This window comes from Taibaiella chishuiensis, assembly GCF_003014535.1.
In the GTDB taxonomy this organism is placed as follows: domain Bacteria; phylum Bacteroidota; class Bacteroidia; order Chitinophagales; family Chitinophagaceae; genus Taibaiella; species Taibaiella chishuiensis.
Genome location: NZ_PYGD01000004.1, coordinates 69,155 through 96,137 on the forward strand (window position 1 = coordinate 69,155; position 26,983 = coordinate 96,137).

At 50.3% G+C, this 26,983-nt stretch carries 26 protein-coding genes; 17 read left to right on the plus strand and 9 right to left on the minus strand.

What is annotated here, in order from left to right; all coding sequences use genetic code 11:
• Nucleotides 1-67: 67 nt before the first annotated feature.
• A complete protein-coding gene (locus B0I18_RS12455; protein WP_106523051.1) occupies nt 68-1,153 on the plus strand; it encodes a fatty acid desaturase family protein in 1,086 nt (361 codons plus the stop codon).
• Nucleotides 1,154-1,395: 242 nt separating this feature from the next.
• Here B0I18_RS12455 and B0I18_RS12460 read toward each other — a convergent pair whose 3' ends face one another.
• From B0I18_RS12460 to B0I18_RS12480, 5 genes are all read right to left on the minus strand, one after another.
• Complete coding sequence (locus B0I18_RS12460; RefSeq protein ID WP_106523052.1) at nt 1,396-2,943, minus strand: sodium:solute symporter; 1,548 nt, start codon at nt 2,941-2,943, stop codon at nt 1,396-1,398.
• 82 nt (nt 2,944-3,025) lie between these two features.
• On the minus strand, nt 3,026-4,015 hold the full coding sequence (locus tag B0I18_RS12465; protein ID WP_106523053.1) for a DUF3667 domain-containing protein: 990 nt from the start codon (nt 4,013-4,015) through the stop codon (nt 3,026-3,028).
• 126 nt (nt 4,016-4,141) lie between these two features.
• Entirely contained in the window at nt 4,142-5,146 is a 1,005-nt protein-coding gene (locus tag B0I18_RS12470; RefSeq protein WP_106523054.1) for a DUF3667 domain-containing protein, read from the minus strand.
• Nucleotides 5,147-5,280: 134 nt separating this feature from the next.
• Nucleotides 5,281-5,955, minus strand: a complete 675-nt coding sequence (locus B0I18_RS12475; RefSeq protein WP_106523055.1) for a hypothetical protein — start codon at nt 5,953-5,955, stop codon at nt 5,281-5,283.
• 102 nt (nt 5,956-6,057) lie between these two features.
• On the minus strand, nt 6,058-7,458 hold the full coding sequence (locus B0I18_RS12480) for an FAD-binding oxidoreductase (RefSeq protein ID WP_106523056.1): 1,401 nt from the start codon (nt 7,456-7,458) through the stop codon (nt 6,058-6,060).
• Between the two features lie 30 nt (nt 7,459-7,488).
• Between B0I18_RS12480 and B0I18_RS12485 the strand changes: the two genes are divergently transcribed.
• From B0I18_RS12485 to polA, 3 genes are all read left to right on the plus strand, one after another.
• Nucleotides 7,489-8,139: a L,D-transpeptidase family protein gene (locus B0I18_RS12485; protein ID WP_181358448.1), complete on the plus strand. Its 651-nt coding sequence runs from the start codon at nt 7,489-7,491 to the stop codon at nt 8,137-8,139.
• Between the two features lie 105 nt (nt 8,140-8,244).
• A complete protein-coding gene (locus B0I18_RS12490; protein ID WP_106523058.1) occupies nt 8,245-8,787 on the plus strand; it encodes an inorganic diphosphatase in 543 nt (180 codons plus the stop codon).
• A gap of 356 nt (nt 8,788-9,143) precedes the next feature.
• Nucleotides 9,144-11,963, plus strand: a complete 2,820-nt coding sequence (gene polA / locus B0I18_RS12495; RefSeq protein WP_106523059.1) for a DNA polymerase I — start codon at nt 9,144-9,146, stop codon at nt 11,961-11,963.
• An 844-nt stretch (nt 11,964-12,807) separates the two neighbouring features.
• Here polA and B0I18_RS12500 read toward each other — a convergent pair.
• Nucleotides 12,808-13,635, minus strand: coding sequence for a hypothetical protein (locus tag B0I18_RS12500; protein WP_106523060.1), 828 nt, complete (start codon nt 13,633-13,635; stop codon nt 12,808-12,810).
• Nucleotides 13,636-13,769: 134 nt separating this feature from the next.
• On the opposite strand from B0I18_RS12500, the gene B0I18_RS12505 reads away from it, so the two are divergent.
• From B0I18_RS12505 to B0I18_RS12515, 3 genes are read left to right on the plus strand one after another with little or no spacing between them, the layout of a single operon-like run.
• Nucleotides 13,770-14,324: a hypothetical protein gene (locus B0I18_RS12505; protein ID WP_181358449.1), complete on the plus strand. Its 555-nt coding sequence runs from the start codon at nt 13,770-13,772 to the stop codon at nt 14,322-14,324.
• Between the two features lie 35 nt (nt 14,325-14,359).
• Nucleotides 14,360-14,953 (plus strand): riboflavin synthase, encoded by a 594-nt coding sequence (locus B0I18_RS12510; protein WP_106523062.1) that lies wholly within the window; start codon nt 14,360-14,362, stop codon nt 14,951-14,953.
• 32 nt (nt 14,954-14,985) lie between these two features.
• The gene (locus B0I18_RS12515) at nt 14,986-15,426 is read left to right on the plus strand and encodes a type I restriction enzyme HsdR N-terminal domain-containing protein (protein ID WP_106523063.1); all 441 of its coding nucleotides are present in this window, start codon (nt 14,986-14,988) and stop codon (nt 15,424-15,426) included.
• Here B0I18_RS12515 and B0I18_RS12520 read toward each other — a convergent pair.
• Nucleotides 15,397-17,055, minus strand: coding sequence for a S41 family peptidase (locus tag B0I18_RS12520; protein ID WP_106523064.1), 1,659 nt, complete (start codon nt 17,053-17,055; stop codon nt 15,397-15,399). The genes B0I18_RS12515 and B0I18_RS12520 overlap by 30 nt on opposite strands.
• A 281-nt stretch (nt 17,056-17,336) precedes the next feature.
• Between B0I18_RS12520 and B0I18_RS12525 the strand changes: the two genes are divergently transcribed.
• Nucleotides 17,337-17,534, plus strand: coding sequence for a class I lanthipeptide (locus tag B0I18_RS12525; protein ID WP_106523065.1), 198 nt, complete (start codon nt 17,337-17,339; stop codon nt 17,532-17,534).
• 112 nt (nt 17,535-17,646) lie between these two features.
• Here B0I18_RS12525 and B0I18_RS12530 read toward each other — a convergent pair whose 3' ends face one another.
• Nucleotides 17,647-18,579 (minus strand): SPFH domain-containing protein, encoded by a 933-nt coding sequence (locus B0I18_RS12530; protein WP_106523066.1) that lies wholly within the window; start codon nt 18,577-18,579, stop codon nt 17,647-17,649.
• A gap of 148 nt (nt 18,580-18,727) precedes the next feature.
• Here B0I18_RS12530 and B0I18_RS12535 point away from each other — a divergent pair, with 148 nt between their 5' ends.
• From B0I18_RS12535 to B0I18_RS12550, 5 genes are all read left to right on the plus strand, one after another.
• Nucleotides 18,728-19,240: a hypothetical protein gene (locus B0I18_RS12535; RefSeq protein ID WP_106523067.1), complete on the plus strand. Its 513-nt coding sequence runs from the start codon at nt 18,728-18,730 to the stop codon at nt 19,238-19,240.
• A 138-nt stretch (nt 19,241-19,378) separates the two neighbouring features.
• Nucleotides 19,379-20,614: an NADP-dependent isocitrate dehydrogenase gene (locus tag B0I18_RS12540; RefSeq protein WP_106523068.1), complete on the plus strand. Its 1,236-nt coding sequence runs from the start codon at nt 19,379-19,381 to the stop codon at nt 20,612-20,614.
• A 205-nt stretch (nt 20,615-20,819) separates the two neighbouring features.
• On the plus strand, nt 20,820-21,059 hold the full coding sequence (locus tag B0I18_RS12545) for a class I lanthipeptide (RefSeq protein ID WP_146146734.1): 240 nt from the start codon (nt 20,820-20,822) through the stop codon (nt 21,057-21,059).
• 313 nt (nt 21,060-21,372) lie between these two features.
• Nucleotides 21,373-21,549, plus strand: a complete 177-nt coding sequence (locus B0I18_RS25090) for a class I lanthipeptide (RefSeq protein WP_181358450.1) — start codon at nt 21,373-21,375, stop codon at nt 21,547-21,549.
• Between the two features lie 156 nt (nt 21,550-21,705).
• Nucleotides 21,706-23,118: a DUF5689 domain-containing protein gene (locus B0I18_RS12550; RefSeq protein WP_106523070.1), complete on the plus strand. Its 1,413-nt coding sequence runs from the start codon at nt 21,706-21,708 to the stop codon at nt 23,116-23,118.
• A gap of 64 nt (nt 23,119-23,182) precedes the next feature.
• Here the strand turns inward: B0I18_RS12550 and ftsY are convergent, their stop codons facing one another.
• Nucleotides 23,183-24,169 (minus strand): signal recognition particle-docking protein FtsY, encoded by a 987-nt coding sequence (gene ftsY, locus B0I18_RS12555; RefSeq protein WP_106523071.1) that lies wholly within the window; start codon nt 24,167-24,169, stop codon nt 23,183-23,185.
• A 126-nt stretch (nt 24,170-24,295) separates the two neighbouring features.
• On the opposite strand from ftsY, the gene B0I18_RS12560 reads away from it, so the two are divergent.
• The 4 genes from B0I18_RS12560 (at nt 24,296) to B0I18_RS12575 (ending at nt 26,977) form a co-directional block, all read left to right on the plus strand.
• Nucleotides 24,296-24,583, plus strand: coding sequence for a cell division protein ZapA (locus B0I18_RS12560; protein ID WP_106523072.1), 288 nt, complete (start codon nt 24,296-24,298; stop codon nt 24,581-24,583).
• Between the two features lie 27 nt (nt 24,584-24,610).
• Nucleotides 24,611-25,912 carry a M28 family metallopeptidase gene (locus tag B0I18_RS12565; protein WP_106523073.1) on the plus strand — a complete coding sequence of 434 codons (1,302 nt, stop codon included), beginning with the start codon at nt 24,611-24,613 and terminating at the stop codon, nt 25,910-25,912.
• A 52-nt stretch (nt 25,913-25,964) separates the two neighbouring features.
• A complete protein-coding gene (locus tag B0I18_RS12570; protein WP_106523074.1) occupies nt 25,965-26,471 on the plus strand; it encodes a GbsR/MarR family transcriptional regulator in 507 nt (168 codons plus the stop codon).
• A gap of 104 nt (nt 26,472-26,575) precedes the next feature.
• Complete coding sequence (locus tag B0I18_RS12575) at nt 26,576-26,977, plus strand: hypothetical protein (RefSeq protein WP_106523075.1); 402 nt, start codon at nt 26,576-26,578, stop codon at nt 26,975-26,977.
• Nucleotides 26,978-26,983 lie beyond the last annotated feature (6 nt).

A 26,983-nucleotide genomic window follows, 5' to 3' on the forward strand; every position in this document is an offset into this window, starting at 1 on the left:
ATACTATCAACAATTAACGCTATTTTTAGCCCAATTATTAAAGTTTTTAAATAAAATCTTTGTTTTAATGGCATTATTTGATTATGTATTAGAGCCGCCATCCTATGGGTGGAAAGATGAGCAGGGCAACCTGGTGAAACCAACACCAGCAATGATTTTGAAAGAGTTTTCGAGGAGGCTGAACATTTTCCGATGCCGTAAAAACTGGATGACTTTTACCAGCTGGGTACAGTTATTCTGCCTGTTGCCCTTCCTGTTTGTTTTCCTGTTTTATCATTTCAACTGGTGGTTTGTCGCAGCCGGTTTTGTGTACAGTATGATCCTGATGGGTACCCACGGTACGATCTGGTATCACCGTTACTGTACCCACGGCGCCTATACCTTCAAAAATAAATTCTGGCGTTTCGTTACCCAGCACCTGGTGATCAAAACGGTATTCGAAGAGATCTATGCCGTATCCCACCATGTGCATCATGCCAAATCGGATGAGCCGGGCGATCCCTACAATGCCAGCGCCGGCTTCCTGTATTGCTTCCTGGCCGATGCCAATCACCAGCCCATTAACCGTAATCTTTCTGAAGAGGACTATAACCGCGTGGTGAACCTGATGAAGCATACCGGCGTTACCCCCAATAGCTATGCACAATACAAGCGTTGGGGCAGTATCGACAGCCCTGCACGGGTACTGCTCAGCTGGGCCCTGAACTGGGGCTTCTGGTTCGGCGCCTTCTACCTGCTCGGTCAATTCATTTTTAACGATGGTATTGGCTTTGCCTGCGCCCTGTTCGGTTCTGCTTTTGTATGGACGGCCGGTGTACGTACCTTCAACTACGAAGGTCATGGCAAGGGTAAAGACAAACGTGTGGATGGTGTCGATCATAACCGCAAGGACATGTCGATCAACCAGATCTGGCCGGGTTATGTAGCCGGCGAGTGGCACAACAACCACCACCTGTATCCGGCCAGCGCCCGTTCAGGTTTCCTGCCTTACCAGCTCGACCTGGCTTATTGTTATGTAAGACTGCTGAGCCTGATCGGCGGGGTAGACTCTTACCGCGATGCGAAAAAGCAATTCCTGGAAAATTATCATGCTCCTTACCTGGCCCAGAAAAAGGCCAATGGTAAGCTGAAAGAGGAAGTAGTGGAAGCTTAAGTTCTTCCGTCTTTTCCAATATAAAAAACTGATGCCGTTTCCGCCCCGGAAACGGCATTTTTTATGCCCGGTATGGAGTCCCCCGGTGTTATACCGTGTTGTGGATAGGTAAAGCAGGCACGATCTTTACCAAAGGCCCGGGATTTAGAGCTGATCCGGAGTTTGAAAAAGAGGATAGGAAGAAGAACAAAAATGCGCTTTACCCGGCAGGGCAAAGCGCATTAGGTAAGGGTAAATTATCGTTATGCGGAAACGGTTGCCAGGGTTGTTGTTCCTTTTTTAGAGCAGGCAAACAGCAATACATAGGTAATCGCAGCATTGATGATCAGCAGTTCTACACCGATCTTGTACTGGCCAAAGATGCTTTCCGATAAGCCTTTCAGGCTTGCGGCACTGGCGGGGGAGAGATTCATCTTCGGCACATACCATTGGTAATTGTTAATCATGTCGAGGCCCAGGGTCAGTACCAGCGCGGCGATACAGATGACCAGCGGGGCGCCGGGCGCTACGCTCCTGCGTGTAAGGATGCCGAAGGCAAAAAGCCCCAGCAGCGGTCCGTAGGTAAAGCCGGCCAGTTTAAGCAGGATATCGATAAGCGAACCATTGTCTACTTCGCGGAAAAAGAAGATGCATAACAGGAATACGAAGGCGAAGATATTGTGCACGATAAGCCGTACCCGGGTCTTCTTCTTTTCGTCCCAATCTGTTTTCTTTTGTATGCCCAGCATATCGATACAGAACGAAGAGGTAAGCGCGGTAAGCGCGCCATCGGCACTGGGAAACAGGGCCGATATCAACCCGATCATAAAACATACTGTAATAGCAAAGGGAATGCCATTGCTCAATATCGCCACCGCGGGGAAGAGATCGTCTCCCTTTACGGTAAGTGCATTGGCCTGGGCATACATCGTGAGCACGCCGCCCAGGAAGAGGAAGATAAACACGACGATCATCTGCAGGGTACCCATTACGACCATGTTTTTCTGCGAGTCCTTCAGGTTGCTCACACTGATATTTTTCTGCATCATTTCCTGGTCGAGCCCTGTCATGGCGATGGTAATAAAAGCGCCGCCCAGGATCTGTTTCAGGAAGTAGTTGCCGGGCAGGGGATCGGTGGCAAATATTTTGGTCATCCCTTTTTCCCTGATAGCGGCCCAGGCCTCGCCCAGTCCGAAGTTGAGCTGGCCAGCCAGGTATACGAGGCTCACGATAAGGGCCAGGAGCATAAAGGTGGTCTGCAGCGTATCGGTCCATACAATGGTCTTTACACCGCCCCGGTAGGTATAAAGCAGGATGAGGCCGAGGATAACAACAGCCGTGAGCTCGAAGGAGATACCCAGGTCGCGGAGCACAAAGGTTTCCAGTACTTTAATAACCAGGTACAGGCGCAAAGTGGCACCCAGTGTGCGTGACAGGATGAAGAACAGGGCGCCGGTCTTATGGGCGTTTACGCCCAGCCTTCGTTCGAGGTAGGTATAGATCGACGTCAGCTTCATTTTATAATACACCGGCAGTAGTACATAGGCCACGATAAAATAGCCGATCCAGTAGCCGATCACCACCTGGAAATAACCGAAGGCGCCCGCGCCAACCGTGCCGGGCACACTGATAAAGGTCATACCCGAAAGCGAAGTGCCGATCATGCCAAAGGCTACCAGCCACCATTTGCTGCTGCGGTTGCCTACAAAGAAAGATTCGTTGTTGCTGCCGCGCGAGGTATAAAAAGCTACTCCCAGCAGCAGGAGGAAGTAGGCCAGGATAATAAACAGTAGGATCTGCTGATGATTCATGAAGTCTACAGATTAGACGGCGGCCGCCCGGCCGCCCGTTACAGGCAGCAAATGTAATCGTTATTCGTAAAAAAGCGCTGCTTTAGTGCATGGTGAATACGGTAAGGATGCCCAGGCCGGCCAGCAGTACGAAAAACAAGGCCAGGTTAATGAAGAAGATGAAAAACGATTTGAGCGCAGAAATCATCATGCTTTCGCCATACATTTTATGATGCCCGCGGGCAAAGTAATAGACGAACCAGGAGAAAACGAGCAGCGAACTGATCGCGTAAATATAAGTAGCGGTACGTTCGTAGCTGAAGACCAGGTTTAAAGGCAACAGCGAATTTACAATATTGAGCAGGGTAAAGGCCAGCAGCAGGAAGGAGAAATAATGCAGCGTAAATATGGCATGATCGAAATAATACCATCGCTTCCGGTTATGAAACAGCCCGACTACCAGGGCGAAGACGGGCATATAGACAAAGAGGCCCTTGGGAAAGTTATGCGCAAAAGATTCGTTGAACTTTTCGGCCAGCTCTTCCTGTTTGTATTTACCGAGTTCGATCATTTTCTTTTCGGTCCAGTAGTCGAAGGCATTGAGTTTATTGCCTGCAGGTAAGGCCTGTTGCAGGGAGTCGAGCTGCGCCTGCGTATGGTAATGGCTCCGGGCATAAAACTGCGTACCATTCCTGAGCCCGATACCGTAGAGTGCTTCATCGGTATGTGCTTCGGCCCGCTGGATAACAGGATCGGGATACTTAAAGTCGCCCGTGAGGTCGGGCAACAGGTAAGGAATAAAAAACGCGACAAAACTGACGAATATATACAGGCGTACCGGCGGCAGGAAGCTGTTGCGTTTGCCGGCCAGGTAGGTTTTGGTCAGGTAGGCCGGGCGGCCCAGCAGGTATTTGATGGTGCGCCAGAAACTGTTGTCGTAATGGGTTACGTCCTCTGCAAAATGCCTTACCAGGTGCCCGAATGATTGCCGGGTCTCGATATTTTCCTGGCCGCAGTAACTGCAGTACCGTTGTGGTACTGTGTGCCCGCAATTCTGGCAGGTAGGGTCTTTACGCACATGATGTTTGCTCATAGGATGCTTGAATGGAAAGCGATTACAAGAAATGGAAAAAATGCCGAATCCCCAAGTGCTCCTGAAAAGAAAACATCCGCCGGAACATAGCGCCGGCGGATGTTTACAGGTAGTTGTGTATTGCTGTTAATGCAGGTTGACGATGGTAAACATCACGAATGCCAGCAATAAGACCAGGAACAACAGGGTGTTGAGGCCATAGATCACCACGGATTTACTCCAGGAGATGATCCGGTGTTCGCCGTACATTTTATGATGTGCCCGGAAGAAATAATAGACACTCCAGGCGGACAGGATCAGGATAAACAGGATGTTCGTCTTGTTGGAGGTCATAACCAGGTGCCAGGGCAGCATATTTTTCAGGATGCTGAGTAGGGTAAATAAAAGCAACAGGAACGAAAAATAATGCAGGGTAAAGATCCCGTGGTCAAAAAAGAACCAGCGTTTTTTACCATGAAACAACCAGATGATCAAAGCGAATATAGGCAGGTAAATAAACAGGGCTTTAGGAAAATTATGGACCAGGTTACTGTACATTTTTTCCTTCAGCACTTCGCCCGACAGGGTATTGAGGTGGCTCAGGCGCCTGTTGAAATAGCGTTCCAGCCAGTCGTCGCGTTGGGCCGGGGGCAGGCTGCGTTGTACGGAGTCGTAGGCCTCGGGCGAGCGGAAATCGCTGAAGGTGGCCTGCACTGCCCGGTTGGAATCGGCCGAATGAAAGGTGATCGGTTCGGGTTCGTTATCCAGGCGTTCGAATGCACTGCCGGCACTGCGCAGACCGGTCTTGAGCAGTGAGGGGCCCTGGCCTTCTTTATTAAAGTGTGGCAATATGCCGGGCAGGAAGAAGGCTACGAAACTGATGAAGATATACAGCTTCACCGGCGCCACGTAGCTTACCCGCTTCCCGGCCAGGTAGGTTTTGGTGAGATACGCCGGTCGGAATAATAAGTATTTGATGGTCTTCCAGAAATTACCTTCGTAATGTGTAAAGTCTTCGACAAAGTGGCGTACCAGGTGGCCGAACGACTGGCGGGTCTCAATGTTTTCCTGGCCGCAGGAGTTACAGAAACGGTCTACTTCGTGCCCGCAGTTCTGGCATATTTTTTCCTTGCGTAAATGATGCTTGCTCATGGATAGGGGATTTGCCCGGTAGATGGGAAAACCGTTGCAAGAAATGGAAAAAAAATGCTTTCTCAAAACATCGGACAAAAAAACGGATCCGCTGCAGGAGCAGCGGATCCGGGAATAAATTGATGCGTAAAGGATCAGAAGCCGATATTGACACCGATCCTGAAGTCGATACGGTCGGCATAAGGGCTCAGGGAGTAACGGTTGCCCTGCTGGTCGCGGCGGGTATTGCCGGGTATATCCTGCAGCACATCGTACAGCGCCATGATCACGAAAGACAGGTGCTCGCCCACGGGCTGGCGGTAACCGCCACCCAGCAACAGGCAGGGTACATTGTATTTGGTCTTGGTGGAGTACACCCCGTTATAGTCGGAGTAGTAATCGTTAAACGACATGAAATTGTACTCGAACTCTGCATGGACAAAAAAGTTTTGCAGGAATACGTACCTGGCCCATAAACCGGTGGAGAATACGCTGGACTTATAGTCGTAGTAATCGTAGCCCGAAGTCTGGTAGTTGTATACCGGGATATAATTCTTAACCCGGAAATACTGGTACCCCAGGCTTACCCCGGCTGCAAAATTATCGGTAATGCGGTATCCGAAGATCGGGGCAACGCTTACCGCCGTGGTATTACCGAACGATAAGCCAAGACCACCACCAAAGATCAGGCGATTGGGGTCAAATCCCTTTTTGGTCTGGTTCGCTTTATACCTGGCTTCGCCCCCGCGGCCGCTGCTGTTGTATACCTCCTGGGCATGCATGCTGTAGCAGGTAAGGCTCAATAGGGTAATCCAAAGGAATCTTTTCATAATATTATTTTCAGAATACACAACAAAGGTAAGGCAATTCACTAATCTGTAGACGATGTGGTTGTCCTTAGCCTTGGCTCGTTAACAATACAAAAACGGAACTCAGAATACCTTGCCGGGATTGAGAATGCCATTGGGGTCAAAAACTTTTTTGATCTCGCGCATCAGTCCCAGCTGGATATCATTAAATACGATATCCATATAAGGGCGTTGTACATAACCGATACCATGTTCCCCGCTGATCGTGCCTTTTACGGAATGTACATAATGGAATATTTCCCGTATAGCCGTTGGCAGCTCTTCTTCCCAGGTCTTATCGTCGAGGTCGCCTTTTACGATGTTGACGTGCAGGTTGCCATCGCCGGCATGGCCATAACAAACGGATTTAAACCCGTATTTATTGCCTACCGCTTTTACGGTCTGCAGCAGTTCCGGCAGGCGCGACCGCGGCACTACCGTATCTTCTTCTTTATAGATCGACCCGTTCTTAACCGCTTCGCCTACGATGCGGCGCAGTTTCCACAGTTCCTGTTTTTGTTCATGACTTTCGGCAAACAATACCTCGCCGGTGCGGAAGGCGCTAAGCACTTCGCTGATGCCCTCTATTTCGCCAAACAGGACCTCTTTATTATTGCCGTCTACTTCGATCAGCAGGTGGGCCTGTATATCGTCGGGTATGGCTATGGTATTGCTCTGGTAATAGTTCATGGCGCAGGTGAGGGCATCGCGTTCCATAAATTCAAGCGCCGAAGGGGTAAAGCCCGCCAGGAAGATGCGGTTTACCGCAGCGCAGGCATCCGATGCCGAATAGAAGGGCACCAGGATCAGCAGGTTTTCCTTGGGGTAGGGTACCAGTTTCAAAACGATCCTGGTAATAACGGCCAGGGTGCCTTCGCTGCCGGTCAGTAATTGGGTAAGGTTATAGCCGGTGGCGTTCTTAAGGGTGTTGGCGCCGGTCCAGATCACCGACCCGTCGGGCAATACGACTTCGAGGTTAAGCACCGAATCCTTTACAACACCATACTTTACCGCCCTGGGACCGCCGCTGTTTTCCGCCACATTGCCCCCTATAAAGCAGGAGCCGCGGCTCGAGGGGTCTACCGGGTAGAACAGGCCTTTTTCTATCACGGCGTTTTGCAATGCTTCGGTGATCACACCGGGTTCGGTGGTCACCTGGAAGTTGTCGGTATCGATATCCAGGATGTGGTTCATACGGCGCATATCGAGGCATACGCCGCCAAATACCGGTAAGGCGCCGCCGCTCAGGCCGGTGCCTGCGCCCCTGGGCGTTACGGCAATATGGTGGGTATTACAATAGGCAAGCACCTGGCTGATCTCATCCGTAGTTTCGGGCTGCAGCACCACTTCCGGCGGGAATACGAAATCTTCCGTTTCGTCGGAAGCGCAGCGGTCAATATTTTCCTGGTCCACCAGGACACGGTTTTCGGCTAGTATTTTATGGAAAAAAGCAAGGTCCTGTGTCTCTATTTTTTTAAAGGACATGGGTGAAGTAGCTATATGCAAAAAATATGCATGATGAATAATGAGCAAAAGTCCGCGATTTATACCGGAATCAAAAGAATATTTTTTCCGGCGCTGCCGGTAATGATGATGACGGTGGTTTCCTGTACTGCCCAATCCGGCGACCGGCAACCCCGCAACAACAATCATCATAAACCTGTGGAAACCGCTCCCGCGGCTATTTCCAGGCAACAGGAACTGCGTTGCAGCCCTGGTTTCGATACGGCAGCCCTGCGCCACAGCGTGGATAGCCTTGTGGTGTATAAGGCCCACAGGACTATGGATGCCTATGCCGGGCGACGAAAACTGAAAACCTATGTGATCTCGCTGGGGCAGGCGCCCGAAGGACCCAAACAACGCAAAGGCGATCTCAAAACTCCGGAGGGCCTGTATTGTATCGATGGCCGTAATGCGGCAAGCGCCTATCACCGCAATCTTTCCGTATCTTATCCCAATGCTGCAGACCGCTCAAATGCCCGCCGGAAGGGCTATGCGACAGGTGGCGATATCAAGATACACGGCTTGCCGCAGCAGCGCCGCCATGCTCCGGAGGCCTACCTGTACAGCGACTGGACCTGGGGCTGTATCGCGGTATCTGATCGTGAAATAGAAGAGCTTTTTACATATGTACAGCCCGGAACGCCCATCCTTATTGAACCATGATGCTAAATTTACATAGACAATGTCTGTTTCTGAATTTCCTTGCCTTATCTTTGCAGCCTCAAAATTTACTCATTATTTAATCTTGTTGTGGTTTTAGTACAGTCTATGCAATTTAATCCCTGGCACACCGTAAGTTATGGCGACCCCTCCGGCGATATCGTCAATGGAATTATCGAAATCCCCAAAGGCTCCCGGGCCAAATACGAACTGAATAAAGAAACAGGTCTGCTGATGCTCGACCGCGTACTCTATTCCTCCGTATACTACCCGGCCAACTATGGCTTTATTCCGCAAACCTACTGTGACGATGGGGATCCGCTGGATATCCTGATCCTTTCCCAGATCGATATACAGCCCCTGTGTATGGTTCCTGCCAAAATTATCGGTGTAATGCGCATGCTGGACCAGGGCGAAGCCGACGACAAGCTGATCGCCGTATGTGCCAACGATATGAGCGTAGCCCATATCAACGACATTTCCGAAATGCCGGCACACTTCCTGGCCGAAACCCGCCAGTTCTTCGAAGAATATAAAGTACTGGAGAAAAAAGTAGTAAAGATTGAAGAGTTCCAGGGCGCTAAGCTGGCCAAAAAGATCTTCCAGCACGCGATCAACGATTATAATGAAAAAATAAGGCCTACCCTGTAATAAGGGCGGGACAACCGATACAGCAAGAGACCATTCTACAGGATGGTCTCTTTTTTTTGTCCGGCAGGCGCTTCAGCGGGCCCGGCCGGAATCCGGGGAATGTGATTTTATACTGTCCGCCGCACCGCTGCAGGTACCATAAATAGTTGTTTCCCCGCGAGGTCTCCCGCAGGGACCTTGCGGAGAGGCAACCGGGGCTGTTGGGCATTTCACCCCTGGAAACGCCTGTATTGCGGACTGCTTAAAAGCGGCAGTACAGGCGCTTTGCCGGCGGTACTGCCGCCGGGGCTAAAGGACTGGGCGGGCTCCTGTTTTATTTGTAAATTTGCGATTCGTTTTTAAAGCAGCGATCCCACATGTCAGATAATAACAAGAAACTATTCCTGCTCGATGCCATGGCCCTGGTGTACCGTGCCTATTATGCACTGATCCGCAGTCCGCGGGTAACCAGCCTGGGCCGTAATACCAATGCGCAGTTTGGCTTTACCAATACCCTCAACGATCTTATCCAGAAAGAAAAGCCCACCCATATGGCAGTGGTATGGGATACCCATGCGCCCACCGAACGGCATACCGATTTTACGGATTATAAAGCCAATCGCCAGGAAGCGCCCGAAGACCTGCTGGATGCCATTCCCGATATTAAAAGGATCGTGAAGGGCTTTAATATTCCCTGCCTCGAACTCGATGGTTACGAAGCCGACGATATCGTAGGTACGGTAGCGCTGGACGCGGCTTCCAAGGGGTATACCGTATACATGGTAACACCCGACAAGGATTACGGACAGGTAGTGCGCGAAAATGTATTTATCTACAAACCGGGTTATAAGGGCGGTACGTTCGAGATTCTCGGCGAAAAAGAAGTGTGTGAGAAATGGGGTATACAGCAGGTAAGCCAGGTAATCGATATCCTGGGGCTTATGGGCGATGCGGTAGATAATATTCCCGGCATCCCGGGTATCGGGGAGAAGACCGCCGCCAAGCTGCTGGCCGAATACCATACGCTCGAAGAAGTACTGGCCAATGCCGACCATATTAAAGGCGCCCTGGGCGAAAAGGTAAGGAACGGCAAAGAAAGCGCTATCCTTTCCAAAAAGCTGGCTACGATCATTACCAATGTACCCGTCGAGTTTCATGAAGAAGACTTCAAACTCAAAGAATGGAATAAGGAGGAACTGAATACCATTTTCAACGAACTGGAGTTCCGTACCATCGGCGCACGTATCCTGGGCAACGCACCAGGCGCTGCCGGCGCCGCGGCAACCACCACGGGCCAGACCGACTTGTTTGGCAATGCCGTAATAACTAAAGACAATGGCACAACAGCGCCCGACCTGTTTACCGAAGCAGAACAATTCAATACCATCGACAATACGCCGCATAATTATCACCTGGTCGAGACCGAAGCACAGCTGAACGAATTCCTGGCTGCCGCCGCGCAACAACAGGAGATCTGCTTCGATACCGAAACCACCGGCACGGATGCTATGCTGGCCGAACTGGTAGGCCTGAGCTTTGCCTGGCATAAAGGCGAGGCTTATTATATTCCCTGCAGTACCGATGCCGGCGAGGTAAAAGCCTTGCTGGAAAAGCTGCGCCCCTTGTTCGACAATGAACATATAATCTGGATCGGGCAAAACCTGAAGTACGACCTGCTGATGCTGAAAGGTTATGGCTTCGGGCTTAAAGGAAAACACTTCGATACCATGCTGGCCAATTATGCCATCGAGCCGGAAGGCAAAAGAGGTATGGATATGCTGGCCATGAAATACCTGAAATACCAGCCGGTAAGCATCGAAACCCTTATCGGTAAAAAGGGTAAGGGACAGGGCAATATGCGCGATGTGCCCCTGGATAAGATCAAGGAGTACGCGGCAGAAGATGCCGACATTACCCTGCAGCTGAAAGAAGTGTTTACCCCGCTTTTATCCGAAACGGAAGCAGAAGATTTATTCTACCAGGTCGAGAACCCGCTGGTGCCGGTGCTTGCCGATATGGAGTTCGAAGGTGTAGGCATTGATGTGAACTTCCTGGCCGACTACTCGAAAGAGCTGGGCCGCGAGATCAAAGAAGCCGAGGCCAAAGTATACCAGCTGGCCGGTGTGGAGTTTAACCTGGCGTCGCCCAAACAATTGGGTGAAGTGCTGTTCGAGAAGATGAAGCTCGATGAAAAGGCGAAGAAAACCAAGACCGGGCAATATGCTACCGGCGAGGATGTGCTGCAGAAACTGCGCAGCAAACACGAAATCATCGACAGCATCCTGGTGTTCCGCGAATACAGCAAGCTCAAGTCGACCTATGCCGATTCCCTGCCGCTTATGGTAAATCCCAAAACGGGCAGGATACATACTTCCTTTAACCAGTCGGTGGTGGTTACCGGCCGCCTGAGCAGCAATAACCCCAACCTGCAGAATATCCCGATCCGCACCGATCGCGGCCGCGAAATCCGTAAAGCCTTTGTATCCGTTAACGAAGACCATGTGCTGCTTTCGGCCGACTATTCGCAGATCGAACTGCGCGTTGTAGCGGCTATAAGCGGCGATGAGAGCATGATCCAGGCTTTCCGCGACAACAAGGACATTCACCGGGCTACTGCCGCCAAGGTATACAACGTAACTGAAGAAGAGGTAACCTTCGAAATGCGCCGTAATGCCAAGGCGGTGAACTTCGGTATCATCTATGGCCAGTCGGCTTTCGGCCTGGCCGAGAACCTGGGTATATCCCGTAGCGAAGCCAAAGAGATTATCGATAACTACTTTAAGCAATACGCCTCTATCAAGCAATACATGGATGATTCTATCCAGTTTGCCAAACAGCATGGTTATGTACAAACGCTGAAAGGCAGGCGCATCAAGCTGGCCGATATCAACTCGTCTAATCAGACGGTAAGAGGCTTTGCGGAGCGTGTGGCCATTAATGCACCGATCCAGGGCTCTGCTGCGGATATGATCAAACTGGCCATGATCCGGATCGATAAGATGCTGAAAGATGCCGGTGTGCGGGCGCGTATGATCCTGCAGGTGCATGATGAACTGGTATTCGATGTGCCGCATACCGAACTGGAACAGGTAAGGGCCCTGGTGCTCGAAGGTATGCAGCAGGCTATGGCCTTGCCCAACGATGTGCCGGTTATTGCCGAAGCTGGTTCAGGACATAACTGGCTCGATGCGCACTAATAAAAAATAATTATAGAACTTTTTGTTTCTTTTTAAGTTAATCAGGTATGAAAGCTGAAGTGTCCCGGAAGGATGTAGAATTGACGCAGTATGGGATCGGGAAGGGATTCCTGATGGCTTGCCGCATCTGCGAGTTTAAGAAGTGCTGTAAAAAATACAAGCATGGAAAGCGATGCAAAAAATGTCCGAAAAAGGACTAGGAAAGAGGGCTATACAGCCCTCTTTTTTATTGCATAAAGATTATGAGCAGGATTGGGTAAGCGGGATCAAGCGGAATTTCTGGGGGATAAAAGTCTTGTTCTTAAAACGAATCATCCTTTTGCCAGACCCTGATTTATTTGCTTAGCTATTCGTAGTGCCTCGTTACGAATTTATCTAGCTTGGCAGCTAAACTATTTGCAACAGTGGAATACTAGTTTTTTCTCGCAGCGATACGGCGACGTAGCGAACCGGTGCATATTGGTCGTAACATCTGGTCACCAACCGCGTAGAAATGCTTTGCTCAAGGCCCATTACATGCACTGCCGGGACGTCAAGCAAGGAAACAACCAAACATACCGACCTTTAGAAAAAGGGCGTTAATAAAATGCTGCGGAATGCCGTATAGAAAGAAATACAGTTCCCAGAGCCTGGTCCTGTACTTTAGTTCGTTCGTCATTCCTTCGTCCATTTTTTACTAATGCCCGGAATATTTCTTTTAGGCGTACAAGGCATTTTTAGCAATTTTCTACAGTCTTGATTTTTGCTTCTTTGTATTAAGACAAAGAAGAATAAAAAATCAGGGTAAGTATACCGGAGTCTCCCAATTTTTACGCTTGATCCGGTAAGCGCTGCTATACCGCTACTAGCGCAGTTCTTCGCGGGTGCCGGTCCTGGCCATACGTATCAGTTCTTCCAGGCCGAAATAGATGCCAACCGTAAAGAGGGCTTCGTTATGATTCCAGTCTACATTGGATAAGGCCTGCGATAGGGTAAGCTGCATCTGGCATTTTATAAAACGGTAGCCGCCCCTCACGGTAAAACCCGGCTCTACGAACACATAGGTCTGCCCGTCGATACGCTCGCCCTGGTAATTAACCAGGTTCTTGTCCCTCAGGTATTGCTGGTCGCGGCCCAGGGCATCGAAGTTGCGGTATTTAACCCCCGAAAAGCGCAGGTTGAAAAAGGCATCGAAGTAAGGGCCTTTCAGTCCGATGCCGGGTTGCAGGAAATACCGGGTTGCATCGGCTGCGATATCGCTTTTCAGCCCACCCGTACCCAGGCCGGCATAGATATCAGTAACCAGTTTCATACCACGGCGGTTTTCGGCGGCGGTATAATAGCCGCCCACGCCGAGTTCCCAGAGGTGAGCGCTGGCATTGACACTGCCGCTTGCCGGATCCGGGTTTTCGCGGATGTGATAGTTATAATTGGTATACCCTGCAATAATGCCCAGGTGGTTTACCGGCGAAGCGGCTGCCTGCAGGTTCAGCACCCGCGTACGCGATTTGGTATCATTGATCTCGTCGTAACCGAACGATCCGTTGGCAACCAGGTGCGCATCGCCGGCATCGGAGAGGGCAGGGGCATTTACACTATTGGGTTGGTAGTAATACCGGTTGCAGGAAAATAAAGTACAGGAGGCAAGGCCGGAAACCGTACAGGCAAAGAGCAATTGGTAAGGCTTTTTCATACACATTAAGTTTAATGGGGATCAACGATAATGCATAACCAATATTCCTTGTTTTTTTGTTTGCAGGCAAATATATAGTGTTAATAAAATTACATTGTTTAAACAGAATTTTCCTTTGATCTTTGCGTTATCTTATGATGCGTAACCCGACTAAAATAATAGGTATTATTGCAGCGCTGAGCGCCGTGATCTTTTATGCATGCAGCAAGTACCAGGACCCTCCAAAGGCCGACCCGGTCAATAACGGGCGGCATTACTGCAACGACTCCCGTGCCATTAACTACAACTGGGGTTTTCCCGGTACACCTGATAATGATACCTGTGTGTACCCGGTAGATTCGATGCTGGGCGCCTGGGTGTTTACCGATTCGGTGTTCCTGCCTAATGGCAACCTGCAGCAGGTGCAGACCCGCAACCTTAATTTTACCTCGACAGAAGATACGATACTGACCCATATGGCGGTGGCCGGCTGGTGCCCGGGCGCACCCGTATATGTCACCATCGATAAGTCGGGACTGGCCCGTGTCGATTCTGTGTTCGCCGGCGGACAACTGCTCTGTACCACGACAGATACGGTGCGCGGCACCTTCCTGAAAAAAACAGACCGGGCAGATACCCTGGATATCGATCTGTCGGTATCGGGTACGGGGGGCGCAACCCGGCACAAAGGCATGGCATTGCGCCAGTAAAAAACGCAGCCCAGGCTCCATACAAAATACAAGATATGTTTACAGGTATAGTAGAATCATTAGGCACGATTGCCGTTATCCGGAAAGAAGGATCCAATGTTCATTTTACGGTGAACAGCCCGATCAGCAACGAATTAAAAATAGACCAGTCGGTTGCGCACGATGGCGTATGTCTTACCGTGGTAGCGCTGGACGATCATAGCCATACGGTTACCGCCGTAGCGGAAACCCTGCAAAAAACAAACCTGGCCGACTGGCAGCAAGGCCGTACCCTCAACCTGGAGCGGGCTATGAAGCTGGGCGATCGCCTGGATGGACACATCGTGCAGGGACATGTTGATGATGGTAATGCTGTATGTACCGGCCGCGAAGAAGTGGATGGCAGCCATTTGTTTACCTTCGAATTTCCCGAACGCTTCGCTGCATTGGTAATCGAAAAAGGGTCGATATGTATCAACGGTACCAGCCTCACCGCATTTAACGTAGGCCGTAATACTTTTGCCGTTACGATCATTCCCTATACCATCGAACATACCAATTTTAAACACCTGCAAGCCGGCGACCGGGTCAACCTGGAATTCGATATCCTGGGCAAGTATTTTTTACGCATGAAAGAAGTGGGCGCCTGATCCGGCCCATTGTATAGCCTCCCCTAAGTATTATGATCCAGCTTGCTTTCCCTGCACATGATTTCAGGATAAAAGAGAGCGACACAGGCCGTGTTATCTTCGATTTTGTAAGACGCAGGTATGTGGCGCTTACGCCCGAGGAATGGGTAAGACAGAACCTGCTGGTCTATCTCTGCGAAGTAATGCAATACCCCAAAGGACTGATTTCTGTAGAGAAGGAACTTAAGGTCAATAACCTCAAAAGAAGGTACGATATCGTGGTATACAACTCCGATCATATGCCCTGGATGCTGATCGAATGTAAAGAGCCGCAGGTACCCATTACAGATCAGACCTTACAGCAATTGCTGGCGTATTACCAGCGGTTGCAATGCCCGTATTGGATGCTGAGTAATGGCCGGCAGAACTTCTGCGCCGGCATCAGCGGGGGCGCCGTAAACTGGTTAACGGCCCTGCCCGTTCACAATAGTTGAGTATTCTTCGCTGCCCAGGATGTGCAGGGCACGTTGTACCACCTGGTCTTCCTTATTGATTTGCTGGTAGTACCCGTTGGTACGGAACAACATCCGAGACAGTACCGCTTTCAGGCGGTTGCTGAGGGAGGCTATTGCCCTTGGGTTACTCCATACATTTTTAACCTGTGCCGGGTAGTCCTTGGCCAGGTTGCTTTTCAGCCGTTGCATCAGTTCGGGCGTTACCTGGAATGCATTATCGAAGCGGGTAAAATTACCGTACTGGTTCATCTCCCGGCTATGTTGCGAAAAGTATTCGTAAGCCGTATTGAGCAGGGTAGCGGAACCCAGTATTTCGTATAAGCCGTCAGTAATAAATGCCAGTTCATAGGGCACGTTTACGTCCGGTTTAATACCGCCGCCGCCATACACCACGCGATGTTTCTGTTCGGTGTAATACTTCATAGTATCGGCTGTGGATAATGTATCCTGGCCGGTAAGCGAACCGTTGCGGAAGCGGTTTATAAAATCATCTTCGTAGGCATCCTTACCCTTGTTATAAGGGCGCTGGATGCTGCGGCCCGAAGGGGTGTAATAACGGGCAATGGTAAGCCGGAGGGCCGATCCGTCGTCGAGTTCAAACTGCTCCTGTACCAGGCCTTTACCAAAGGTGCGCCGGCCGATCACCACACCGCGGTCCCAATCCTGTATGGCGCCGCTCAGGATCTCGCTTGCCGAGGCCGAACCTTCATCGACCAGTACAGCCAGTCTTCCTTTTTCAAAACGTCCCTTTTGTTCGGCCAGGTATTCCTCTTTTGCCGAAGCCCTGCCCTGGGTATAAACCAATAGTTTGTTGCCGCCGATCAGTTCGTCGGCAATAGCCGTAGCTGCATCCAGGTAGCCGCCGGGGTTCTGGCGTAGGTCCAGGATCATCTGCTTCATACCCTTGCCCTGCAGGTTGTCGAGCGCATGCGAAAACTCGCGGTAGGTAGTCGCACTGAAACGGTTGATGCGGATATATCCTGTGGCTGTATCGATCATATAAGCGGCATCGACACTGTACAATGGAATGACGCCCCGTTTAACCGAAAGATCCAGCAGTTTATTTTCAGAAGTGCGTAACAGGTGCAGGTGTACGGCGGTGCCTTCGCCGCCTTTAAGCTGGCTCACGATCTTATCGCTGGTAATGCCGTTACCCGCTACCAGGCTGTCGTTTACCCTGATGATCTTATCGCCGGTCAGTACGCCGGCATCTGCCGAAGGACCGTTTTTGACCACCGAGGTGATCATGATGGTATCGTTAAGGATATAAAATTCGACGCCGATGCCTTTGAAGTTGCCTTCCAGGTCTTCGGTAACGGCGGCCATTTCGCGGGCCGGGATATAAATAGAGTGGGGGTCGAGATGTTTCAGGATGCCGCTTACGGCGTCTTCATAAAGCGAGTCGGCGCTTACCGAGTCTACATACTTGGCGCCGATAATGTCGATAATCTCTTCGAGCCTGTCGTTCCGCTCGATCACGGTGCCGATCGAGCGCTTATTACCCATGTATTTATTGAGTTGAAAACCAATAAGTACTCCCAATACCAATACAATGAAGAAGAGAAGCGGCGTCCAGATGCTGGATCGCTTCGACGGGTCAGCAGGCATAATGCGTTTTAGTAGGTTGCAAAATTAAGATTTAATTAGGTTAATATTTAAAGCATCTGATAAATAAAATCTACAATGCAATAAAAATTCACGCACGGGCTATCCCCAGGTTTTTATGGGTACTATTTTTTTAATGTTAAAATTTAAGCATGCATGGTTTAAATAATTTTTAATATTACGATAAGTTCTATTTTTATATGGGCATTTTGCCTGCGCCGAACAAACCTTCCAGGGCGCTGCACCCGCTAAAGACAGGAAGGGTAATCCCTTAAAATCTGTTTATGAAAAAGAAAAACATCAGGCTGCAGAAAAGGCTGTTTCTCGACAAGGAAACCATTGCAGCGCTTAACAAGCAACAACAGGAAGGCGTAGCCGGTGGAGCTACCATCGGCCGTATCTGCAACTCGGCCGGTTGCCAGACCTATGATCCGCAGGCTACCTGCGAGACCAATCCCAGGCCGGGTTATGTATGCCTCTAACACCACGGCGCATATAACCGGCCTCCACAAACGGAACAAGAAGGAGCTTAACCGATAAAACAGAAGCCCCCGCCTGCAGAGGCGGGGGCTTTATCATAGGGAGCAAGTATACTTACCTGTTATCCTGCACGATCTTGGAAGATTGCGAGATCGACATCAGCTCCTTCATGGTGCGCTGCATATTGTCGTTGCTGCCATCAAGGAATATAGTATTGCCTTTGCCGTTTTCTGCAAAATGTTTAATAGCGTCGGTCCACATCGAGAACAGGATGAAAGAGGCGTCCAGCTTGGCCTGCTCCATTTCTTTGGCAGCTTTGGCCATACCATGCGCCACCTCTTCGCGGAAGAGGGCCACACCCTGGCCGCGCAATTGGGCGGCTTGTCTTTCGGCCTCGGCCTGGATCTTAATGGCATTACCTTCGGCTTCGGCAGCCTTGGTCTTGGTGATCAGCAGGGCCTGGCCTTCGTTCTCGGCCGCGGCTTTCAGGTTATTGGACGATACCACCTGGGCCATAGAGCGCATAATCACTTCGTCGAAAGTAATATCATTGATCTGGAGGTCGATCAGGTGGTAGCCCCATTCTTCCAGCACTTTATCCAGTTGTTCTTTTACATGCAGGATAATTTCGCCGCGCAGGCTCAGGATCTCGGCCTGTTTCTTGGTGGCCACAAAGGCACGTACCGAGCCTTCTACAGAGCGTACCAGGGCCTGCATCAAACTGCGTTCGTCCATAAATTTGAACGCCACGTTCTTGATCGTTTCCGCTTCCTGGTTAAACACCGCGTAGAGCAGCATGGCAGAGAAGTTGACATTGGCCTGGTCCTGGGTAATGGCCTGGAACTTGAGCTCGATCGAACGGTTCTGGATGGAGATCCTGCGGAATATTTTTTCTATTAACGGTATCCTGAAACTCAGGCCCGGCCTGAGTATGCGCTGGAACTTGCCGAATATGGTAATGACGGCAACAGTGCCTTGCTGTACGGTTACAAAACAAAGAAAGAGTAAGGCTACCAGGACGATAGCGACAATGTACATAGGAGACATAGTATAAGGTTTTAATCGGGTGGAAAGATACTGAAATCGGATGTATTAACCTGTAAAAGCCCTTTTGATTTATGTCGCCTGCCGGGTAACCGCGTTTTGTCTTCCTGAAAAAAAGAACCAACTTTGCAGGTAATTAGTCCCTCCCTGCATGGCAAAACTTTTACTCGATACCGCGGCTGTTGAAGAAGACTTCTTCGAAGATTGCAAGCTGGCGGCGATCGGTTCCGCCTTGCCCGGGTATGGGCTTTGCTGGACGCTCAACCGCTTGTTTGGCCTGGATTTCCGGCGTACGCCCGAAAACGATATCTGTATCCTGGCGGGCGAAACGCAGCCCGAAACAAAGGGCACCTTATTTGCCGGCACCTTGTTTGCACCGGTAAAAGAAGAAGAGGAGGAAATAAAGCGGAAATTCTACTTTCCTATCTATTGTCATAAGTTCAGCTATTTCGAAGGCTGCATTTTTCTGTATAAAAACCAGCGGCAGGGCAAAAGGCTCCTGCCCGAACTGAAGCATGCGGACTATCTCCTGTTGGTGCAGTACGCTTCGTTTGTAGCGCCAGAGAACGACTTATTGCCCATGCTGTCGCAGGTAGAGCAGATCAGCTGGAACAGCGAGATCGAGATCGATACCCTGAGGTCGCGGCGCAACCTCATTATCTGATCTGCGGGGAGGCCTGCCGGCGGCCAGTTTAACGTTTGTGTCAAAAAATATCCGATCAGTGGGCAAAGCATTGGTTTTTTACTATTTTTGCCCGATTTTCTTATTCAAATAAAAATTTAAATCAACCCTCATAACAAAATGGCTGAAAAAATTAAAGTTGCCAACCCGGTGGTAGAGCTGGACGGCGATGAAATGACGCGAATTATCTGGAAATTCATCAAAGACAAGCTGATCCTGCCTTACGTGGATGTGGACGTTAAATATTTTGACCTGGGTATCGAGCACCGCGACGCTACCGACGACCAGGTAACGATCGATGCAGCCAATGCAATTAAACAATATGGGGTAGGTATCAAATGCGCTACCATTACGCCCGACGAGCAGCGTGTAGAAGAGTTTAAGCTGAAACAAATGTGGAAGTCGCCTAACGGCACGATCCGTAATATTCTTGACGGTACCGTTTTCCGCGAGCCGATTGTGATCGAGAACATCCCGCGCCTGGTGCCTAACTGGACTGCCCCGATCTGTATCGGCCGTCATGCCTTTGGCGACCAGTACCGCGCTACCGATTTCGTAACTAAAGGAAAAGGCAAGCTGACCGTTAAATTTGAAGGCGAAGATGGTACCGTACAGGAATTTGAAGTATACAACTTCAAAGGCGATGGCGTAGCCCTGACTATGTACAATACCGACGAAAGCATTATCGGCTTTGCCCGTTCCTGCTTCAACCAGGCCCTGATGAAAAAATGGCCGCTGTACCTGTCTACCAAAAATACCATCCTGAAAAAATATGATGGCCGCTTTAAGGATATCTTCCAGGATATCTTCGAAAAAGAATTCAAAGCCGAATTCGAAGCAGCCGGCATTACCTACGAGCACCGCCTGATCGATGATATGGTGGCTTCTGCCCTGAAATGGAACGGTAACTTTGTATGGGCTTGTAAAAACTACGATGGCGACGTACAGAGCGATACCGTTGCTCAAGGCTTCGGTTCCCTTGGCTTGATGACTTCTACCCTGGTTACGCCTGATGGTAAAACCATGGAGGCAGAAGCGGCGCACGGTACCGTAACCCGCCACTACCGCGAGCATCAGAAAGGTAACCCTACTTCTACTAACCCGATCGCTTCCATCTTTGCCTGGACGCGCGGCCTGGAGTTCAGGGGTAAACTGGACGACAACCAGCCTTTGATCGATTTCGCACATGCCCTCGAAGCGGTATGTATCGAAACCGTTGCCAGCGGCAAAATGACCAAAGACCTGGCCGTTTGTATCCACGGTAATAAAGTGAACCACGGTGAGCATTACCTGTATACCGAAGAGTTCCTGGATGCACTCGATACCAACCTGAAAGCTAAGCTGGGCCTGAACTAATCAGTACCTGTCTTTATGATAACAAAGGGCTGCCCGGATGTTCCGGGCAGCCCTTGTCTTTGTAGCTGATATTGCCTCGTACCGGTGTTTTTATATGCCGGAACTGCGCAATGATATAACGCCAATGCACAATGGTGTAACGGAGGTTATGTTTCTTATTTTATATTCATTTCTATTTTAATTTTAAGGTATAAAAATGATGATTATGAAAAAGAAAATCGTAAAACTCCAGAAATTATCGCTGAACAAATCGGCTATTGCCAGCCTGAACGGGCAGCAACAGGGACAAGCCGTCGGCGGCGCTACGGAACTCGGCGTTACCCAGCCTTGCGCACTTTGTCGTTACACGGAGAACCCAAGTTGCGTGAACTGTCCCACAGTCTATCTTTGCCCGGCTACGGAGCGTTGTCAGCCAACGGGCCGTACCGTGTGTTTCATCTGCTAAAGGCAAAGTTATGAGCTCCCTGCCGGCGTTCCGGTAAGGTGAAAAGTACTGTTTGTACCAGGCCTTCATTGGCGCTCCAAATACGGGCAGCCATGAGGGCCTGGTCGTATGCCTTGCTATGGCCTTCACGCTCTGGCCGTAGGGTAACACTACGACCTCTTCGAGTTCATGGGTCCCGCTACTGCTTTTTGCGCTTTCACAGGTGCAATTGCGCGGTAGTAAGTGGCAGTGGCTGTAGCCCCACCGCAGTTACTCATTCAGTCTTGGTGCGGAAGTAGATAGTACGGATATTCGGGAAGCAAAAAAAATATTTATGAAAAAGAAAAGAATAACCCTGAAAAAATTATCCCTCGACAAAGCTGCCATTGCCAGCCTGAACGGGCAGCAGCAGGCAAAGGCATTGGGCGGCGCCAGCCAGCTCGGCGAAAGCAAGCCTCCTTGCGGGCATTGTAATAACTCCCAGCAGGATAGCTGTATTTGCTTTCCTTAATGCGGGTATCAAATGCTGGGGTATACCTTACCAGGTCGTAGCATTCCGCTACGGCCCTTTTTTTGTCCACGATAGCAGACTTAATTGGTTGTAAACATTTAGTATAAATAATGTTCCCGGTTTCCTGGCTAATTTCAATTTTGAAAAATAAAGCATATGAAACAGGCAATGTTTTTACTGATTGTTTTACCATTCTATTTATGGTCCTGCTCAAAAGCCGCACCGGATCAGCCCCCTGACAATAGCGGGTATGATCCCGCCCTGCCGGTAACCCATACCATAGTCCAGGTACAGGCCCTGCCCGCAGGCCAGCAGATTAGCGAAGACATCGTGATATCCGGTATCGTGATCATGGATGACCACAGCGGCAACTATAACCGTAAACTGGTGATCCAGGACAGCAGTGGCGGCATCGAAGTACTCGTCGACCAGGGAGAACTTTTTCGCGACTATCCTATAGGGCGGCGGCTGTATATCCGGTGCCGCGGGCTTTTTACCGCAGCGCCCGGCCAGAACCCGCAACTGGGTTATACGCCCGACGAGACAGGCATCCTGTCGGGTATACCGGTGGTGCTTGCCGATCAATACCTGGTTAAAGGCAATTTTGCCGGAACGGTGGCGCCCGATACCCTGAGCATCGACAGGCTGGTTATGCCCGACAGGGCGCGCCGCTACCTCAATACCCTGGTGGTGCTGAAAGATATACAGTTCTCCGATAGCGAACTGGTGCGGTCTTATGCCCAGCCGGTTATGCTGGCTTCGGCTACCAACCGTATGCTAGAGGATTGCAATAACGGCTCGATCAGTTTGCGGAGCAGTGGCTACGCCCGTTTCCAGGCTTTGCCCGTACCGCCCGGCCGTGGTATGCTCACTGCTGTGTATACCCGGTACAATGGCCTCGCGCAACTGTATATCCGTGATACCGGCGATGTGCATTTTTATGGGCCGCGTTGCGGCATCCCGCCTGCGGCCGAGCTTACCCCCATTGCACAGGTACGCGCACTGGCGCCTGCGGTCACCGACTCGATCGATCTGCTGCCGGTATACAAGATCGCCGGTGTGGTGATCTCTGATCGCCTGGGCGGCAATGTGGCGGCATCGGGACTCAACCTGCAGGATGGCGGCCAGGGCATTTATCTCCGCTTTAATGGCAACCCTTTTTATTATCTGGGCGACTCGCTGGTCGTCAATATTACCGGTGGCAAACTGTCGCGTTTCAACGGCCAGCTGCAGGTATCCAATATCCCGCTTACCGCCGTAAACCTGGTTACCGCCGGGCGTACGGCGCCGGTACGCACAGCCAGTATTGCTATGATCAGGCAACACTATGCCGAATGGGAGTCTACCCTGGTAAAGGTGCCCGGGGCAAAGGTTACAGCCGGTGGCAACTATTCCGGTTATAAGACGCTGAGCGATAGTACCGGCACCCTTACGCTATTTACGCTGGCCGGCGCCTTGTTTGCCCCGGCTTTCGTACCGGCGCAGCCTGCGGCCTTTACGGGCATACTCGGTAGTTCGGCGCAGGGACCTTTGTTGCAGTTACGCAATAGTAATGATGTTGTTCCCTGAACCTGCTGTATAAAAAAACAGCCGGCATAAGCCGGCTGTTGCACATTTCTTTATAGAGGCGATATTAGTTGTTGCTGCTTTCCAGCGAAAACAGGCTGTCTACGAATTCTAATTTATTAAAGATCTGGAGGTCTTCCATACGTTCGCCTACGCCTATATATTTTACGGGTATCTTGAACTGGTTGGCGATGGCCAGCACTACGCCGCCTTTAGCGGTACCGTCGAGCTTGGTAATGGCCAGCGAGGTAACTTCGGTAGCCGCGGTGAAATGACGCGCCTGTTCCAGGGCATTCTGTCCTGTGCTGCCATCCAGCACCAGCAATACCTCGTGTGGGGCATCGGGTATCTTTTTGCTGATCACCCTTTTGATCTTCGACAGTTCTTCCATCAAGTGGGCTTTATTGTGCAGGCGGCCGGCAGTGTCGATAATGATCACGTCCGAATTACGGGCCAGGCCGCTTTCTACCGTATCATAAGCTACCGAACTGGGATCGCTGCCCATTTCTTTTTTCACGATAGGCACGTTTACCCGGTCGCTCCAAATAGTCAGCTGGTCTACCGCAGCGGCCCTGAAGGTATCTGCTGCGCCCAGTAATACTTCCTTACCGTTCTTTTTAAAATTATAAGCGAGCTTACCGATCGTCGTGGTTTTACCTACACCGTTCACGCCCACTACCAGGATCACGTAAGGTTTTTTACCGGCGGGTACTTCAAAGGTTTCGAATTCGCTGGAAGGTGCATTGGTCAGTATAGCGGCGATCTCTTCCTGTAAGATGCGGTTCAGCTCGGAAGTGCCCATATATTTATCACGGGCTACGCGGTCTTCGATCCTTTTAATAATGGCAACGGTGGTTTCGATACCCACGTCGGCAGTTACCAGGGCTTCTTCCACGCTGTCCAGTACTTCATCATCTACCGAGCTTTTGCCTGCGATCGCTTTCGTGATTTTCGAGAAAAAACTCTGTTTGGTCTTTTGGAGCCCTTCATCGAGCGCTACTTTTTGCTCCTGCTGTTCTTTATTACGTTTAAAGAGTTTATCAAAAAATCCCATGATATGGTTTAAAAAGGTTAAATGTCGTAACAAGTAGGACATTAAGGCTGCAAAAATACTTTTTTAGAAGGTTAAGGAAAACTTTTTCTTATTTGTTACTTTTGATAGGTAACTAAAGAAAAAGTAATGGAAGATTTAATCCCGGTTACGCTCTGGATTGCAGGCAGGGGGTACCGGATCCGGATCCGGAAAGAAGATGAGGCAGCGGTACGGCTGGCCGTTAAGATCGCCGACGAGCGGGTTAACGAGCTGCGCAACAGCTTCGCCGGGAAGGACGACCAGGACTTTATCGCTATGTGCCTGCTTATGTACGCCACCGACCAGGTAACCGAAGCCAATGCGCTTAACCCCGTACAAAAAGAACTGGTGGGCAATATGACCGCCAAAATAGACAAGCTTATCGGGGAGGGGTAGTGCTTCTTTGCGCTTAAACAGCAGCCTATGATCCGCCGTTTGTGCTTCCTTATGGTACTGTTATGGGTTGCGGGCCATGCCGGCGCCCAGGATCTTCCGGCCTTGCGGCACGATATCGATACCCTGTGCTCGCCTTATTTTGCCGGCCGCGGTTATGTAGCGCAGGGTATGGCTAAAACCGCAGACTGGCTTAGCGCACGCTTCGCGCAATTGGGGCTCCGCTCCTTTACAGATAATTATCAGCAATCCTATACTTTTCCGGTTAATACCTTTCCCGGCAATATGAGCCTGCAGCTCGATGGCAGGACCATACCGGCCGGTACGGGTTTCCTGGTCCTGCCCGGCAGCCGCAGTATCACTTGTAATGATTTACGGATCGTTCCCGTCGACCTGTCGAAGGTGCGGGACGAAAAGACCTGGTTACAACGCTGTGCGAAAATGGGCAGGCAGGAACAGGCGGCTTATCTTTTACAGGACATCGATGTGGCGGGAAAAGCTATGGGTAAGAGCAGGGAACAGTTACTGGCCGGCCTGCAGCGCGGGTTGTACCTGTTGTCCGAAAGCGGGTTGCCCCTGTGGTCGGTAGCGACCGATACGCTGCCGGCTACCGTATTACAGGTTTACGACTCTGCTTTATCTTCATCTTTACCACGACGTATCACTGCCGATATCGAAAGCCTTTTTGTACCGCATTTCCGCGCAGCCAATATAGCCGGTTATGTACCAGGCCGCGAGCAGCCGGATAGTTTTATAGTGATTACGGCACACTACGATCACCTGGGTAAAATGGGCCGGGAGGCCTTATTTCCCGGCGCCAGCGATAATGCCAGCGGTACCGCTATGTTGCTGGCCCTGGCCCGGTTTTATGCCGCGCACCCGGGCCGGTACTCCATTGCCTTTATCCTTTTCGGGGGCGAAGAGGCCGGCCTTGTGGGCTCTTCTTTTTATGTAGCGCACCCGCTTTTTCCCCTGCAACAGATCCGTATGCTGCTTAACCTCGATATACTCGGCGATGCGCCGAAAGGGATTGTGATGGTCAATGGAAAAGCCTATCCCGAAGTGGTGCAGGAACTGGAAACGCTGAACAGGATGGACAACGAAGGCCGCAGCAGCAGGACTTATGTGCCGGAGATCAGGTTACGCGATAATGCCCCTAACAGCGATCATTACCCCTTTAGTCTAAAAGGCGTGCCCGCCTTTTTTATCTACAGTGTAGGCGGTAAAGGCTTTTACCACAATACCTATGACGAGGCCGCATCGCTTGGGCTCGAAAATATACCGGCCTTATCCAGCCTGCTCAAACAATTTATATCGGCGCAACAACAATAATAATATTTTCAAAAAATATTGAAAATATCGAAAACTCTATTACCTTTACGTTATGAACCTGAATGAAGCCAAGCAACAATTTATACAAAGCTGGGGTGTACTGGGCTCCTCCTGGGGTATAAACCGTACTATGGCACAGATCCATGCCTTGTTGCTGATCGCTCCGGAGGCGTTGAATGCCGACGAGATTATGGAGGCGCTGCAGATCAGCCGGGGTAATGCGAATATGAATATCCGCGAGCTGATCAATTGGGGCATTGTAGAGAAAGTGCTGAAGCCCGGCGATCGTAAGGAGTATTTCTCCGCCGAGAAAGATATCTGGAAAGTGGCCATGCGCATTATGAAGGAGCGCAAGAAGCGCGAGCTGGACCCGATGATCACCGTAATCGAGCAGATCAAATCGGTTGATGAAAATAAAAAAGATGCCGAGACCAAAGCCTTTATCGATACCATCAGCCAGATCCAGAAGTTTGCCAAGCAGGCCGACAGCGCGCTGGGCGGGTTGATTAAGGCCGACGAAAACTGGTTTACCGGTACCTTGCTCAAGCTATTTAAATAACACAGTAGAACCGGGTTGTCCCGGTTTTTATTGGAACTCATTATTTCAATATTTTCTGAAAATACAATCTGTTCAATAGTATTAATCTTTTTAAATCCTTTGTTATGAGCCGTCATTTCGATACCGTCGCCAATGTAAAGGTTGCCGACGCCGTAATACAGGTACTGGTATTCGCCTTCCTGCTGGCGACTATTGTGCTGAAGCTTTCTTTATTCGCGTATGGCATTTATGCCATGGCAGGTATACAGGTACTGAGCTGCCTGCTCTGGAGCCTGTACTTCACCGCTGAGGTGCCCAGGCTCAAAGCCGGCACTTTTATACGCCGTGCTTTTTTTATTACGCTGGGTATCCTGGGGCTTAGCCTGTTGTTGTTTAAAAGTTACTTCCTGCTCTTGCTCTACCTGATGATCTTTGCCGGACCCATACAGGGTTTTGCTTATTTCTTTATTACCCTCCGGGAAATCAGTTTCTTTCGCAAGGCCCGTAAACCTTACTATCTTTTATAGGCTATA